The sequence below is a fragment of the Streptomyces sp. NPDC052236 genome (assembly GCF_044548015.1).
Classification (GTDB): Bacteria; Actinomycetota; Actinomycetes; order Streptomycetales; family Streptomycetaceae; genus Streptomyces.
Genome location: NZ_JBIUBL010000009.1, coordinates 192,542 through 207,008, shown reverse-complemented (window position 1 = coordinate 207,008; position 14,467 = coordinate 192,542). Strand labels below are relative to the sequence as shown.

Here is a 14,467-nt window from a genome sequence, read left to right as displayed (position 1 = left end):
AGGTGCAGTAACAGGCAGGCGGTGACAGGCAAGTGCGGTCACAGGCAAGTGGTGACAAGCAGGTCCAGTCACAGCCCGGCGGTCACAGGCAGGTGCAGTAACAGGCAGGCGGTGACAGGCAAGTGCGGTCACAGGCAAGTGGTGACAAGCAGGTCCAGTCACAGCCCGGCGGTCACAGGCAGGTGCGGTGAGGGGCAAGTGCCGTGACAGGCAGGCGCGGTGAGGGTATGTGTGGTGACAGGCAGGCGGGTGACGGCACAGGGCGGAACCGGCCCGGTGCCGTACCGTGGGGCATGGTGGGAAGCGAAGAAGACCTGCCCCACCATCCGCAGGCGAGCAAGGGAACGGAGCCCCGGAGCATGCCCCCTGTCATCGGCCGCGAAGAACTCATCTCACGCGCCAGCCGCGCCGAGAGCCCACACACCATGTTCACCACCCTGGCAGCGCAGTTACGCAGAACGGTCCCCTACGACGCGGCCGTCTGGCGTGCCACCGACCCCGAAACCCGCATGATCACCTCACCGATCCTCGCCGAGAACATCGAGGACCACAGCTGCGCCGTCTACTGGCAGTACGAACTCTTCACAGAAAAAATAAACCTGTTCCGCGACCTCGCCAACGCACCCGTGCCCGTCGCGAGCCTGTGGGAAACCACCGGCGGCCGGCCCGACCGCAGCTCACTCTACCGGGGCTTCCTCGCCCCCCGCGGCGTACACGACGAACTACGGGCCGTACTACGCGTCGACGGACGCCCACACGGCTACGTCAGCCTCTTCCGCCAGCACGGCCAAGGCGCCTTCACCGCCACAGAACGCAACTTCATCCAGAGCCTGACCACACCCCTCGCCCGCCAGCTCCGCTCCTACGCCAAAGAACGCCCCCAATCCACCACCGACCCCCACACCGGCACCGGACTCCTCCTCTTCGACACCAACGGCGCCCTCATCTCCGCCAACGACGACGCACGCCGATACCTCCAGGAAATGCCCGAAGGCCCCACCTCACACACCGCCCTCGGCATCCACATCCCCCTCTGGGTCCACGGCACCGCAATGCGCGCCAGAGCCATCGCCCAACAACACACCTACGACACCGCACGCATCAGAATGCGCAGCCGCACCGGCCGCTGGCTCCTCTGCCACGCCACCTGCCTCCGCGACGCCACCGGCCAACTCGGCCCCTCCGCCGTCATCATCGAACGCGCCCCCATCTCCGACGTCACCCCCCTCATCACCCAAGCCTACGAACTCTCCCAACGAGAACTCGAAGTCACCCAATGCATAGCCCGCGGCCTCGCCACCACCCAAATCTCCCAAGAACTCCACCTCTCCCCCCACACCATCCGCGACCACATCAAAACCATCTTCGACAAACTCAACGTCACCAGCCGCGGCGAACTCGTCAACAAACTCTTCACCGAAAACTACCAACCACACACCCCCACCCCCACCCCCACCACACACTGAACAACACAACACCCCACCCACATTCATAGCGACGGCAACAGTGATGCGGACAGCGGATGCGGACGGCTCCGTCGGTCTCGCGGTGGCCACCGGGCGTAGCGGAGCAACAGCAGGCCGACCAGGCGACCTTCGGTCCCGATGGTGCCATCGCGTAGGAGGAGCCCGCCAATGGCGCCTTTGGGACTGACGGATCCTCCCTCTCCCCTTCACAATGGCAGGAGCATGACATGCCATGACAGGGAATACGGGGAGGGAACATGCATCCGTACCGCGCCGAAAGACCGTTCCGCAGAGCCTTCCGTGCAGCCGCCTCGGCCGTCGCCGCACTGAGCATGCTGTTCGGCTGGTTCACCGCCACCGGATCGGCGGCGTACGCGCAGGAGCCGGGCGGCCCGGCCGCCCAGGCGGCCGGCAAGGCCGTCGAGGTACGTGGCGGCAACGTCATCTACAGCAACACCGCCACGCGCTGCACCGTCGGCTTCAACGCCCGCGGCGGCAGCACCCTCTACGGGCTGGTGACGGGCCGCTGCGCCCAGGGCGCCACCCATTGGTACGCGGACGCGGCCCTGAGCGTGCTCGTCGGCACCACCGCGGGCGCGAGCTTCCCCGGCAACGACTACGCCCTCGTGCGCTACACGAGTTCGTCGGTGGTCTTCCCCGGCGAGGTCTCGCTCGGCACCGCCGGCCGGGTGCAGGACATCACGGGCGCCGCGAGTCCGACGGTCGGCCGGTCCCTGTGCCATGTCGGCCGGGTGACCGCATACCGCTGCGGCACCATCACGGCCGTGAACCTCACCATCAACTACCCCGAGGGCACGGTGAGCGGACTGTTCCGATCCAACATCTGCTCCGAGCCCGGTGACGCGGGCGGCCCGGCGTTCTCCGGCAGCACCGCACTGGGTGTCATCGTCGCCGCCACCGGAAACTGCGCGTCAGGAGGCGCCACCTACTACCAGCCGGTCGTGGAGTGGCTGTCGATGTATGGACTGTCCCTCTATTAGGGGTGCCCCCGCCCCCCGTCCCGACGCAGCCGCAGACGCCGTACTCGCCGGCTTCTGCGAACGGTTGCTGTGCGATGAGTACCGGCGACGCGGACTGATCCCGGCCCGCCCGCGTCGACCAGCTCGGCGATCGCTTCGAGCGCGGCGTAGTCCGGCTCGCCGGGCGCAGCACGCCGAGCGAGAGATCGCCCTGGGCCGTGGAGTCCAGGACAACGTCGGCGTGCCGGACGGCCCGGGTGAAGTCGGTGGTGCGGTATGCCGGTGGATCAGTATTCGCTCGCCCTCCTTGACGCCCGCCGCCTGGACCAGGCCCGCCGAGGCGGTGAGACGACGAGGAGGCGGGAGGCGGCGGCGATGTACTGGGCGTATCCGGCGGCGCCGCGGGGGAAGAAGGGCATCCCGTAAGCCTTGTCGCCCACTTGGAACCTGAGATGTGTCGGCCCACGCCGGACGGCGGTAGGCCGAGCAGCGGGGAGGCGCCGGAGCTGACGGCCACGTCCACCGGGTTGACCGCACTGACATCTGTGCCATATGTGTCTCAGCAGCCGAGCCGGCGGGGAACGTCGACGTTCGCCCTGTGGCGTTCGCGGTCAGCGGTCCTTGACCCAAGCGGCCAGTCTGCCGACGGACTGGGCGGCGTCGGCCAGGCTGCGGGCTGCCCGTTCCAGTTCCGCGGCCAGGCTCACCGCCAGGACGGCGGAGCTCGTCGCGTCAGTGGCCGTGGCGTGGAGGGCGGCTGTGCCGCGGTAGCCGATGGGGCCTTCGTTGTAGCGCTGGTAGTAGCCGCTGAAGTCGTCCGCGGTGGCGCCGAAGAGCCGCACGCCGCAGAGCTGTACTTCGTCGGCGCCCGCGTTGTGCGTGATGTCGAGGCGGTAGTGACGGTAGGCGGTGGTGTGGGGGCCGGTGAGCGTGAAGTCCCGGGTCTGGAAGCGGTCGGTGAATCGCTGTCCGGTACGGGAGTCGAGCCTGGTCCAGGTGCGGCCGTCGTGCGAGGCGGACAGGGTCCATTCCCGCGGGTCGCGGCCCGGGAAGTCGTTGGCGGATCTCAGCGCGTAGGAGGTGACGGCGGTGGGACGGGCGAGTGAGAGGTCCAGGCGTGCGCTGCGGTGGCCCGCCAGCCATTTGGCCTGGGAGGTGTCGAGGAGGTTGTGCGCCACTTCCCCGACGTCCTCGTGCTCGTCGCTCGCCTGGAGGGCGATCACCTCCCCGGTGACGTCGCGAGGGCCTGCGGACGCCTCCGCGGGGGCGGTGAGGCGCAGCGCGGCCACTGCGGAGTTGCCCCGCTGGTCGCGCCAGGTCACCCGCTCCACGGGCGACGATCCCTCGTCGTCCACCAGCAGCCGCAGTTCGCCGGAGGTGTGCCAGCCGCCGCCCCATCCTTCCTCGGTGCGGAACCGATGCACATGAGCGTTCTCGGTGCCCTCGGGGAAGGCCCATGTGCCGGTGAGCCGGCCGCGGAATTCGCTGAGCGTGCCGTCGGCGGCGCGGTCCTGGCCGTAGAAGTCGGACATGTTCGACTGGAAGCTGATCGCGGACTCCGCGCCGTCCCGCCTGCCCCAGCCGAGCTGTGCCGGCAAGGACTGCTCGCCCCGGTCGACGTGGAACAGCAGCCGGGGGCCGGGCTCCCAGGACGAGGAGTACGGCGCGCGGCGCTCCGTGCGGTAGGCGAAGACCGATTCGCGTGCGGCCTCGGCCGCCATCGCGCGCTCGGAGCGGCCGCGCTCGTAGACGGAGTCGAGGGTGACCCGGTAGAGCCACAGCATGCTGCGGGCATCAGCCGACGTACGTATCTCCAAGGTGTTCGTGCCCGGATGCAGCAGCCGCCCAGGCACCGCGAACACATTGTCCTGCGGCAGGTCGCCGCCGCCGGGCACGGTGAGGCCTGCGGCCAGGACCTCCCCCTGGATGAGCACGTCGATCGGGGCGAAACCCGGTGACCGGCCCAGCTTGGAAACCAGAGCGGTCACCTTGAGCGTCGCCTCGATGATCTCCTCCTTCCCGTCCACCTCGAAGTCCAGCTCCACCCGCGCATCGGCGTTCAGCGCCAGGTGGGAGGAGGCGGGCCGGCAATGGTGATACCGGGCCTCGGCATTCGTCGACAGCCGGGCGGGCGACGTGGAGAAGTCGGCGAAAGTCGGTTCCATGAAATGCTCCTGATTGACCGTCATAGAGAGACACGCCCTCGCGGTGGCGTTGATCAGGAACCCTAACGCCGGCCTCTGACAGGCACCGTCGGACCGCCGAGAACGGTCGTATGGTGATCACTTCGCGGGCCCGCCCCTTCGCCAGTGCTGCGGCCGGCCAAGCCGGACCAGCGCGTACGGGCCATCGCGGAGCGTCGAAGACCATCGCCCGCCCGGTGCGGCGGGCCGAGGGTGTTTCCTCGGTCGCGCAGCACCTCGGTCGGCGTGCAGCCGGTGGCTTCGAGCTCCGGGCGAACGGGTGGGATTGCGGTGCCGCGCGGCTTCGGTTCCGGCAGACCGGGCATGCGTTCCGTCGTAGGACCCCGAGACGAGGAACGGTGCGCCAATGACCGAGTACGAACGTTCACGCACGATGCCCGCACCGCCGGAGCACGTCTTCGACCAGGCCGCCGACGTCAACCGGCTGGATACCTGGCTGCCCGAAGAACTGCATGTGCACGCCGAGGAGCTGCCTGCCGTCACCGTCCACGAGGACCGCACCGACGAGGACACCTCCGCGCTGCTGCGCACGCGGCGCGACCAGATGCGGATCGAATGGGGCACCCGCGAGCAGGGCAGCTACACCGGCTGGCTGCAGGTTGCGGGCCTGGGCAGCGGGGCCAGCGAGGTGACCGTGCATCTGTCGTTCTTCGAGGAGAGCCACGACCCGGGCGAGCAGGCCGTACAGGAATCCCTCGACACCAGTCTGCGGCGGCTGGAGGAGCAGGTGCGGCTGCGCGTCGACAACGCGGCGGGCTGAGCGGTGGCGAGGGCGTGGGCCAGACCGTCACCGAAGGCGGCCTGGTTGGCCTGTGTCAGCTGCTCCAGCATTTCCACCCGCTCGTCCGCGATCCGCACGCCCTGCGTGATGCGGCCGGCCGCGGCCAGGGCGCGTACGAGTGCTCCCAGCTCTGCTTGCGGAGAGGGCGCGTAGGGCCCGAAGTCGCCGCCGACCCGGCCGCTCCGCCGGAGCACCGGTGGCGCGAACTGGCTCCCGCTCTCCCGCCCCAAAAATCCGCCCTGACTGCCTGGCCCCAGGGCCAGGCACCGCATCCGCCAGCGCGGCGCGGGTGGGCCTTGCGCTCCTGAATGCCCCCGCACCACCGGGTTGTTCACGCGAAAGAGCGATTACACAGCGAAGTCACATTCGTACCATGTGTAGTCGTTGGCCGCGTACCACCCCAGGAGGCCGTCCATGCCCGTCACGGGCGGCCCTGTACGGCCGGATACCTCCATGCGAAGGAACTTGATCCCATGCGCATCGCCCGCCGCCTCGCCGCTGTTTGTGCCGGCGCCGCTCTGGCCCTCGGGGGCCTGACCGCCGTCGCACCCGCCGCCCACGCGACCGCCGAAGAATGCGTCACCCACGTCTCGGACGCCAGCCCGAGCACCGACAAGGAGGAGATCAACAACGCCTGTGAGGCGGGTGCCGAAGGCGATGTGACCGAGTGCGTCCAAGCTCTCACCGCGGCGGGCATCAAGCCCGAAGTCGCCAAGGAAGGCTGCACCCGCGCAGCGCAGGAGGAGGACTGAGCGGCGGTCATCGGCCCACTCTCCCCGGTGTCGCGGGCCGGCTGGTACGGCGTGGTCCATTCGGCCCCGCCAACGCCGACCAGCCCGCGGCCCGGCGATCGCGGTGGGCCACTCCTGTTCGACTACGAAGCCAGGCGTGTGCCGGACAATGGAACTATCGTGGATCCGACGAGGGCCTGCTCCGGGGTGATCGCGATGCGCAGCCGTTTCGAACCCGACCGGCAGCTGACCGCCCGCATGGTGGTCACGATGTTCCTGCTCGGGCTGTTGTACGTGGCATTCGTCGCCGCGCTGATCGTGCTGCTCAAGTCCATCGTGCTGGTGGTCGTCATCGCCGCCGGGCTGCTGGGCGCGCAGTACTGGTTCTCCGACCGGATCGCTCTGTACGCCATGCGCGGCCGGATTGCCAGCCGTGAGGAGCAGCCACAGCTGCACGGGATCATCGACCGGTTGTGCGCCACCGCGGACATGCCGAAACCGCGGGTGGCCGTCTCGAACATGGAGCTGCCCAACGCGTTCGCCACCGGCCGCAACGCCGACCACGCGGTCGTCTGCGTCACCACCGGGCTGCTGCGCCGCCTGGAGACCGAGGAGCTCGAAGGCGTACTCGCGCACGAGCTCTCCCACGTCGCGCACCGTGATGTCGCGGTGATCACCATCGCCTCCTTCCTGGGCGTGATCGCCGGACTCATCGTCCGTTTCGCCTTCTACTCCCAGCTCTTCGGCGGGCGCCAGCGCGACCAGAACACCGCCGCCATGCTCGCGATCGTCATGGCGGTGTCCGCCCTCGTCTACGCCATCAGCTTTCTGCTCATCCGCGCGCTGTCGCGCTACCGCGAACTGGCCGCCGACCGCGCCGCTGCCATGCTGACCGGGAAGCCCTCCGTGCTGGCTTCGGCGCTGACCAAGGTCAGCGGGGACGTGGCCCGTATCCCCACCCGGGATCTGCGTACGGCGCAGGCGTTCAACGCGTTCTTCTTCACCCCTGCCCTCGGGCCGGGTACGGCGGTGGCCACGCTCTTCTCCACCCACCCCACCCTGGAACGCCGCCTCGACGCGCTCGCGGAGATCTCCGTACAGCTGGGCGAACCAGGCGCGCCGGGCGCACCGGGCGGCGCAGCGACATGAGCGGGAGCTGAGGCAGTGGGTTTCCTGGATGTCCTCTTCGGACGGAGCAGGCCGGTCAAGCCCGACCTGGACCAGCTTTTCGGCCTGCCTTCGGCAGCGATCACCCTCCAGGCTGCCATCGGCTTCACCCCGACCGGCGTCGGCTCGGTGTGCTTCGCCGCCATCGAGGGCGGTGTGTTCTCGCAGGTCCAGCAGGAGGTACGAGCCCTCCTGGACGCGGATTCGGAGCGGGGTGGTGTGCCGGTGGAGTTCAGTCGCGATTCGTACGGCTACTCCTGGCTGCTCTCCCGCCGCGACCCGGACCAGCTGCCCGCCCTCGTCAACGACCTGCACGCGGTGAACACCGCCCTGCAGGACAGCGGCTTCGGTCCGCAGCTGCTCTGCTCCCTGGTCGGCTTCCAGGATGTCGAGCTGCGTCCTCTCGCGCTGGTCTACCTCTACAAGCGCGGCACCTTCTACCCCTTCGCCCCGCTGCCCGGCGACAAACGCGACAACTCACTGGAGCTCCAGGTCAAGGCCACAGTCAAGGATGACCTGCGCGTCGAGAAGGACCTGAGCCGCTGGTTCCCGCTCTGGGGCGCTCCCGGACTGTGACCACCTGTGACCGTCTGTGACCGGGGCCGGACGACGGCGCTCAGGGAGCTCAGGGAGCCGTGAGCGTGTTCTCGCCGGTGCGGCCCGCGAAGTAGTCCTCGATATTGCGTGCGGTGGTCTCGGCGATCTGCGCGACCGCGTCGCGGGTGAAGTACGCCTGGTGGGAGGTGACGAGCACATGGGAGAACGTCATCAGCCGGGCGAGGCGGTCGTCCGTCATCACCTCCAGGGACTTGTCGAGGAAGAAGACCCCCGCCTCCTCCTCGTACACATCGAGTCCCACGCCGCTCAGCCGTCCGGCGCGCAGCGTCTCCAGCAGCGCGTCGGTGTCGACCAGGCCGCCGCGGCTGGTGTTGACGAGGATCGCGTCGTCCTTCATCAGTGCCAGGGCCTTGGCACCGACCAGGTGGTGGGTGTCGGGCAGGAGTGGCACATGCAGGCTGATCAGGTCCGACTCGGCGAAGAGCCGGTCGCGGCCGACGTACTCCATGCCGAGCTCTACGCACTCCGGGCTGGGGGTGAGGTCCCAGCCGAGCAGGCGCATGCCGAGGCCATGGGCGATCCGGGTGAACGCCGCGCCGATCTTGCCGGTGCCCATGATGCCGGCGGTGCGGCCGTGGAAGTCACGGCCCTGCAGACCGTCCAGCCTGAAGTCGAACTCGCGGGTGCGGTGCGCCGCGCGGACGATCCTGCGGTTGACGGCGAGAGCGAGGCTCCAGGCGAACTCCGCGACCGAGTACGGCGAGTAGTACGACACGCGGGCGACGGTGAGGCCGAGCGTCGCGGCGGCGGTGAGGTCGATGTTGTTGTAGCCGGTGGCGCGCTGGGCGATCATCCGTGTCCCGCCTTCGGCGAGGAGCCGCAGGACATCCGCGTCGAGCGTGTCGTTGACGCTGCTGAGGACGATCTCGTGGCCGACGCCGGTCGGGGCGGTGTCCCGGTCCAGGAACAGTTCGAGGGCGCGCATCCGGTGACGGCCGTGGAAAGTCCGGTCAATCGCTTCGGTGAGGAGCGGCCTTTCGTCGGCGAGAACTCCGTAGGCGACGATTTCCACGCATTGCCTCCCAATTGATCACGTCACCTACCCAGCCTAGGCAGCCGGTGTTCGGGCGGCGACGGCTACGGCCCCGGACGGCCCCTGTGTGCCGTCCCCGGGGGCCCGACGACCGGGGCGGGGGCCGAGCCCGGCCACTCGCGTTCCCACCGCGGGTCGCGACGCCGGATCGGCCTGGCACGGCGGGCCCAATCGTCAGCCGTGTGGCGTTTCAGGCGCGATGAGGGCATTTTGGCTGTCATGCTGCGCCACGGTGACAGCCGATCGACCGACCACGGCGCGGGAAGGAGCCCGCATGGAATCCTCCGACTGGCCGCCGGTCCTTCTCCTGCTCGTGCTGCTCGTGGGCGCGCTCGTCCTGCTCTACACCATCGGGGCGGCCCTGACCGTCGAGGGTGAACCGCTGCGCGCCGCGCCGCCGTTCAGCGGCGGTCTCGGGCCGGAGGAACATCCGTTTTCCCGTTTCCATGTGCGCTGGTACCCGGTCACGATGATCTTTCTTGCCTTCGACATGGAGATGCTCTTCATGTATCCGTGGACGAGAGTGGTGAGCGAGGTCGGCACCACCGCCGTCGTGGAGATGTTCCTGTTCCTCGGGATCCTTCTGGCGGGGGTGGGCTATGCCTGGCGGGAGGGCGCGTTCCGATGGAGCTGAGAGCCCGACTCCTGCGCCTGGCGACCTCCCGGCCCGGCGTGCTGCTTGCGGTGTGTCCAGGAGCCACCCGGGCGAGGCTGGCCGTCGAGCGTGAGCTGGGGAGGAGGGGCTGGCGGTACGCCGCCGCCCCGGCGTCCGCGAATCTGCTGGTGGTCGTGGGCGCTCCGGATCCGGCGGGGGCCGAGTGGATCGACGGGCTGTGGCGTGGGATTCCGGCTCCGAAGGCCCGTGTGGACGTGCGCGAGGCGTCGGGCGTGGCCGCCGCCCTTGACGAGGGGCGGGCGGCGCTGCTCGTACCACCCATGGCACACGATCACGCCAGCCACGGGGAGAGCAGCGGAGATCATATGCAGGACATGCATGGCGTGGATGGCATGCACGATATGCAGGACATGCATATCGCCGGGCTGGCCATGGCGGACCGCGCGGATGATCGCGACGGGCTGAGGCTCGACCGGCTGCATGTGCCGCTCGGACCCGCCCTGCCCGACTGGCCGGCCGGGCTGGTCCTGAGGCTGGCATTGCAGGGTGACGTGGTGCAGCGGGCCACGGTCGAGCACATCCCGGTGCCCGCGTCGACGGCCGCGATGTCGTCGGCGTCTGTGCCCTACTGGAACGAGCCCTGGCTGCGCGCCTCGACGGGTGAAAGCGTCTCGGGCGCGGCTGCGGCCCGGCGGCTGTGCGCGGCTCATCTCGACAGCCTCGGCCGTTTCTTCGCGGTGGTCGGCTGGCAGGACGCGGCGACCCGCGCGAGAGCGGCACGCGACGAGGCCGTCGACGGCCGGTCGTCCGGCGAGATCCTGGCGCTGGTACGTCCGTTGGCCCGGCGCGCCCAGCGGTCCCGCACCCTGCGGTGGCTCGCGGCGGGACTCGGCGAGCTGTCGAGTGACCGCGCGACCGCTGCCGGGGTCAGCGGTCCGGCGCTCGTCGCGGACGGTGATGCGTACGACCGGGTCCTGGTGTGGCTCGACCGGGCGGGTCACGCCGCGGCCTCGTGCGACGACGGCTCCGGGATCGGCGCGCCGGCGACGGAACCGACCGGCCCCCGGGGCCGGGTGGACGGCGCCGCGCCCCCGTCCCGGGCGCTCCTCGGCGTACTGCCCGGTCTCCTGGAAGGCGCGGAGTTCGCCTGCGCCCGCATCATCGTCGCGAGCCTCGACCCCGACCTGGACGAACTTCATGGCTGATACGACTCCGCTGTGGGCGGTCGCGGTACTCCCCCTCGCCCTGGTGCTGCTGGCTCTGGGGACCGCGTACGCCGACGCTCTGCTCTCGGGCGGCCCCCGGGGCCCGGGCCCCGGCCGGGAGGTGCTGCGGCTGCTGGTGCAGCAGCGTCGCCGTACCAACGCCGCCGATGCGCCGCTGACCCGGCTCGGTGTGGTGCTGCTGCCGGTCGCGGCGGTGCTGGCCGCCGTCGTGCTGCCGCTCGGGTTCCGCTCGGTGAGCGATCTCCCGGACGGGATCGTGTGGTTCAACGCGATGGAGGCGCTGGCGTGGGCGGCGGTGTGGCTCGCCGGGTGGGGGCCGAACTCGACGCTCTCGCTGATCGGCGGCTATCGCTTCCTGGCCCAGGGACTCGCGTACGAACTTCCGCACATGCTCGCCATCACCACCGCCGCTCTCGGCGCGGAGTCGCTGCGCGTGGGCGATGTGGTCGATGCCCAGTCCGGGTTGTGGTTCGCCGTGTGGATGCCGGCCGCCTTTGTGATCTATCTGCTGAGTGCCGTGGCGATGGCGTTCTGGGGGCCATTCGACCAGCCAGTCGGACGCGACGTGGCGGGCGGCGCCGCCGCCGAGCTCTCCGGTGTCGACCGGATCGTGTTCCTCGGCGGCCGGTGGCTGCTGTTCGTGGTGGCCGCGGCCGTCAGCGTTCCGCTGTTCCTCGGCGGCGGCCACGGTCCGCTGCTGCCGGGCTGGGCGTGGACGCTGCTGAAGACCGCGGCCATGCTGGCGCTCCTCGTCTGGGCACGGCGGCGGGTCCCCGGCGTGCGGATGGAGCGGTACGTGGAGCTGGCGTGGGTGGTGCTCACCCCGCTCGCCGTCGTACAGGCCCTGGTCGTGGCGCTGGTGGTACTGAACCGATAAGGGAGAACGATGTGCTGAACGATGCCGCCTTCTGGGTACTCGCCGTCCTCGCTGTCGCCGCCGGGGTGATGGTCTTCCGCTTCGACTCCATGGCCCGGGCCACGTTCTCGCTGCTCACCTCGCTGCTGTGCGTGGCGGGTGAGGTGCTGCTGCTGGGCCTGGACTATCTGGGGATCGTCATTGTGCTGATGATGACGATCGAGATGGCCATCATGGCCGTATTCATGATCATGTACATGATGAACCCGGCGGGTCTGATGCCGATGACCATGATGCACAACAAGAAGGGCGCGGCCGTCATCTGCGTCGGCGCATTCGTGCTGCTGGCCGTCGGCATCGTCCTCGCGCCCTGGCCCGCCCGCCGGGGCAGGCCCCCCGCCGACGTGACGAAGGATCTGGGGATGTCGCTGATGGGTCCCCAGATGCTCACCATGATGACGCTGGGGATGGCGCTGTTCGCGGCGATCGTCTCCAGCGTGGTGCTGGCCACGCGCCGCGGGCGCTACGACCGGCTGGGCGACGATCTACGGGCGAAGCGCGCCGACGACCCGGTACGGGGAGGTGTCGGCCGGTGAGTCCCGCGAGCCCCGTGAGTCTGGAACTGTTCATGCTGCTCGCCGCCGCCCTGCTCTGCGTCGGGCTGTTCGGGGCTCTCACTCAGCAGTCGATCGTGATGCTGATGATGGGCCTGGAACTGATGCTGGGCGGGGTGATCACCGGCGCCGCGGCGGCCTGGCACTACATCGCACCGACAGCTCCCGAGGGGCAGGTGCTGGTGGTCCTGGCGGTGACCGCGATGGCCGTGGAGATGGCGATCGGGTTTGCCGTGGTCACCGCGCTGTTCCGCGCGCGTGAGGTCGATAGGACGGACATGGCGGCGGAGCTGAAGGAGTGAGCGCCGCGCTGTGGGCGCTGGTCGCCCTGCCGCCGGCCTTCGGCGCTGTCCTTCTCCTGGCCGGGGGCAGGGCCGACCGCGCCGCCCCGGCCCTCGCGGTCGGCGTGCTGCTGGCCGCCCTCGGGGCAGCCGTGGCCACGGCCTTCGGACACCCCTCCGTATCCGCGCCCCTCCTCGAAGGTCTGCCGGTCCGGCTGGCGGTCGACGGCCTGTCCGGACTCCTCGTCGTCACCGTCACGGCCGTCACCCTGGCCGTACTGCTGTTCAGCGCGGCGGACTTGGGCCCCTGCGAGGCGCGCTCCCGCTTCTTCGGGCTGATGCTGCTGTTCGCGGGCAGCATGCTCGTCACCGTCACCGCCGTGACGCTCCCCGTGCTGCTCATGGGCTGGGAGGTCATGGGCGCCACTTCCTGGGCCCTCATCGGCTACTGGTGGCGGGACCCCGAGCGCGTCGACGCCGCCAACACCGCGTTCCTCACCACCCGTACCGCCGATCTCGGCCTGTATCTGGCGGCCGGAGCGGCCCTGGCAAGCGGCGGCCCGCCCGGCAGCGGGGGCTCCGGAACGCTCGCCCTGGACGACCTGCCCACGGCCGCGCAGCCATGGCTCTCGCTCATCACCGCGGGCGTGATCGCCGCGGCCTTCGGGAAGTCCGCCCAGCTTCCTTTCAGTTTCTGGCTGTCGCGCGCCATGCAGGGCCCGAGCCCGGTCTCCGCGCTGCTGCACTCGGCGACGATGGTCGTGGCCGGCGCGTATCTGCTGCTGCGCGCCGGGCCGCTGCTGGAGGCGTCCGGCTGGGGCGGTGAGGTGGTCGCGTGGACCGGGGCCGCCACCGCGCTCGCGCTCGGCCTGGTCGCCGTGGCGCAGACCGACCTCAAGCAGCTGCTCGCCGCGTCGACCTGTGCCCAGATCGGTTTCATGGTGCTGGCCGCGGGGCTCGGCGCCACCACCGGCGGCACCCTGCAGCTGATCGCCCACGCCGCCGCGAAGAGCCTGCTGTTCCTGGTGGCCGGGGTGTGGCTGACGGCTCTGGGCACCAAGGCACTGCCCGCGCTGCGCGGGGCGGCCCGCCGCTACCGCGCCGTCGGGGTCGTGTTCACGGTCGGCGCCGTCTCGCTGGCAGGGCTGCCGCCGCTGTCGCTGTGGGCGGCGAAGGACGTACTGCTGTCCGCCGCGCTCGAACACACGCCGTGGCTGTACGCGGCCGGGCTGGCCGCAGCCGTACTGTCCGCCGTGTACAGCGCCAAGGTGCTCTGGTTCGTCTGGCGCACGGAACGGGCCAAGCGGGAACAGCCTTACCGGCACGTCCCCCGCATGTCGGTGGTGCCGCTCGCCGTACTGGCTGTCGCCTGCGTGGCGCTGACGGCGCTCGCGCTGCCGCCGCTGAGCGACCGTGTCGAGCGCGTGCTCGGCGGTGACGCGCGGCCCACCCCGTACGCATGGGAACTGGCGCTGTCCGCCGCCCTCGCCCTGCTCGCGGCGGCCACCGCCTGGGCGTGGGGCGACCGCGTACTGCCGCTGCCCGCCCGGGCGAAGGCCTGGTTCCTGGACTGGCTCTCCCTGGAGCGCGCGGCGCGGGCGCTCGTCGTGCGGCCCGTCTTCTGGGCCGCACGCACCGCCGCCGCCTTCGACGACCGGGTGCTCGACCGGGGCGTGGTGGGCGCGGCCCGCTCCGCCGTCGGCCTGGCCCGCTGGTCCGACCGGACGGTGGAGCGCGCCGTCGACTCCACCGTGGGCGCGGTCGCCGCCGCCACCGGGGCCCTGGGCCGGCTGGCCCGCAGGCCGCAGACCGGTCAGCTGCACCACTATCTCGCGGAGGCCGTCGCGGCCTTCACGGTCCTCGCCGTCGTGTTCGTCCTCGTGAGGTGACCCCC

Annotated in this window: 15 protein-coding genes; 13 read left to right on the top strand and 2 right to left on the bottom strand. The window is 70.4% G+C overall.

Annotated elements, in window-relative coordinates; translation table 11 throughout:
• Window positions 1-359 precede the first annotated feature (359 nt).
• From bagY to ACIHCQ_RS17690, 3 genes are all read left to right on the top strand, one after another.
• Complete coding sequence (bagY, locus tag ACIHCQ_RS17700; RefSeq protein ID WP_399662898.1) at window positions 360-1,466, top strand: LuxR family transcriptional regulator BagY/FevT; 1,107 nt, start codon at window positions 360-362, stop codon at window positions 1,464-1,466.
• A gap of 257 nt (window positions 1,467-1,723) precedes the next feature.
• Window positions 1,724-2,467, top strand: coding sequence for a S1 family peptidase (locus ACIHCQ_RS17695; protein WP_399662896.1), 744 nt, complete (start codon window positions 1,724-1,726; stop codon window positions 2,465-2,467).
• 261 nt (window positions 2,468-2,728) lie between these two features.
• Window positions 2,729-2,872, top strand: a complete 144-nt coding sequence (locus tag ACIHCQ_RS17690) for a hypothetical protein (protein WP_399662894.1) — start codon at window positions 2,729-2,731, stop codon at window positions 2,870-2,872.
• A gap of 185 nt (window positions 2,873-3,057) precedes the next feature.
• Here the strand turns inward: ACIHCQ_RS17690 and ACIHCQ_RS17685 are convergent, their stop codons facing one another.
• Window positions 3,058-4,611: an alpha-1,2-mannosidase gene (locus ACIHCQ_RS17685; RefSeq protein ID WP_399662892.1), complete on the bottom strand. Its 1,554-nt coding sequence runs from the start codon at window positions 4,609-4,611 to the stop codon at window positions 3,058-3,060.
• 385 nt (window positions 4,612-4,996) lie between these two features.
• Here ACIHCQ_RS17685 and ACIHCQ_RS17680 point away from each other — a divergent pair, with 385 nt between their 5' ends.
• The 4 genes from ACIHCQ_RS17680 (at window position 4,997) to ACIHCQ_RS17665 (ending at window position 7,905) form a co-directional block, all read left to right on the top strand.
• A complete protein-coding gene (locus ACIHCQ_RS17680) occupies window positions 4,997-5,410 on the top strand; it encodes an SRPBCC family protein (RefSeq protein WP_399662890.1) in 414 nt (137 codons plus the stop codon).
• 494 nt (window positions 5,411-5,904) lie between these two features.
• Entirely contained in the window at window positions 5,905-6,183 is a 279-nt protein-coding gene (locus ACIHCQ_RS17675; protein WP_399662888.1) for a hypothetical protein, read from the top strand.
• 195 nt (window positions 6,184-6,378) lie between these two features.
• Entirely contained in the window at window positions 6,379-7,311 is a 933-nt protein-coding gene (gene htpX / locus ACIHCQ_RS17670) for a zinc metalloprotease HtpX (RefSeq protein WP_399663088.1), read from the top strand.
• Between the two features lie 15 nt (window positions 7,312-7,326).
• Window positions 7,327-7,905 carry a hypothetical protein gene (locus ACIHCQ_RS17665; protein WP_399662886.1) on the top strand — a complete coding sequence of 193 codons (579 nt, stop codon included), beginning with the start codon at window positions 7,327-7,329 and terminating at the stop codon, window positions 7,903-7,905.
• 49 nt (window positions 7,906-7,954) lie between these two features.
• Here the strand turns inward: ACIHCQ_RS17665 and ACIHCQ_RS17660 are convergent, their stop codons facing one another.
• On the bottom strand, window positions 7,955-8,959 hold the full coding sequence (locus tag ACIHCQ_RS17660; RefSeq protein ID WP_399662884.1) for a 2-hydroxyacid dehydrogenase: 1,005 nt from the start codon (window positions 8,957-8,959) through the stop codon (window positions 7,955-7,957).
• Between the two features lie 295 nt (window positions 8,960-9,254).
• On the opposite strand from ACIHCQ_RS17660, the gene ACIHCQ_RS17655 reads away from it, so the two are divergent.
• From ACIHCQ_RS17655 to ACIHCQ_RS17630, 6 genes are all read left to right on the top strand, one after another.
• Window positions 9,255-9,614, top strand: a complete 360-nt coding sequence (locus ACIHCQ_RS17655) for an NADH-quinone oxidoreductase subunit A (RefSeq protein ID WP_399662882.1) — start codon at window positions 9,255-9,257, stop codon at window positions 9,612-9,614.
• Complete coding sequence (locus ACIHCQ_RS17650; protein WP_399662881.1) at window positions 9,605-10,801, top strand: hypothetical protein; 1,197 nt, start codon at window positions 9,605-9,607, stop codon at window positions 10,799-10,801. Before ACIHCQ_RS17655 ends, ACIHCQ_RS17650 begins: the two co-directional genes overlap by 10 nt.
• Window positions 10,794-11,699: an NADH-quinone oxidoreductase subunit H gene (locus ACIHCQ_RS17645; protein WP_399662879.1), complete on the top strand. Its 906-nt coding sequence runs from the start codon at window positions 10,794-10,796 to the stop codon at window positions 11,697-11,699. Before ACIHCQ_RS17650 ends, ACIHCQ_RS17645 begins: the two co-directional genes overlap by 8 nt.
• 68 nt (window positions 11,700-11,767) lie before the next feature.
• On the top strand, window positions 11,768-12,274 hold the full coding sequence (locus ACIHCQ_RS17640; protein WP_399663086.1) for an NADH-quinone oxidoreductase subunit J: 507 nt from the start codon (window positions 11,768-11,770) through the stop codon (window positions 12,272-12,274).
• A 14-nt stretch (window positions 12,275-12,288) separates the two neighbouring features.
• A complete protein-coding gene (locus tag ACIHCQ_RS17635) occupies window positions 12,289-12,594 on the top strand; it encodes an NADH-quinone oxidoreductase subunit K (RefSeq protein ID WP_399663084.1) in 306 nt (101 codons plus the stop codon).
• Window positions 12,591-14,462 (top strand): NADH-quinone oxidoreductase subunit L, encoded by a 1,872-nt coding sequence (locus ACIHCQ_RS17630; protein ID WP_399662877.1) that lies wholly within the window; start codon window positions 12,591-12,593, stop codon window positions 14,460-14,462. The genes ACIHCQ_RS17635 and ACIHCQ_RS17630 overlap by 4 nt, the downstream gene beginning before the upstream one ends.
• Window positions 14,463-14,467 lie beyond the last annotated feature (5 nt).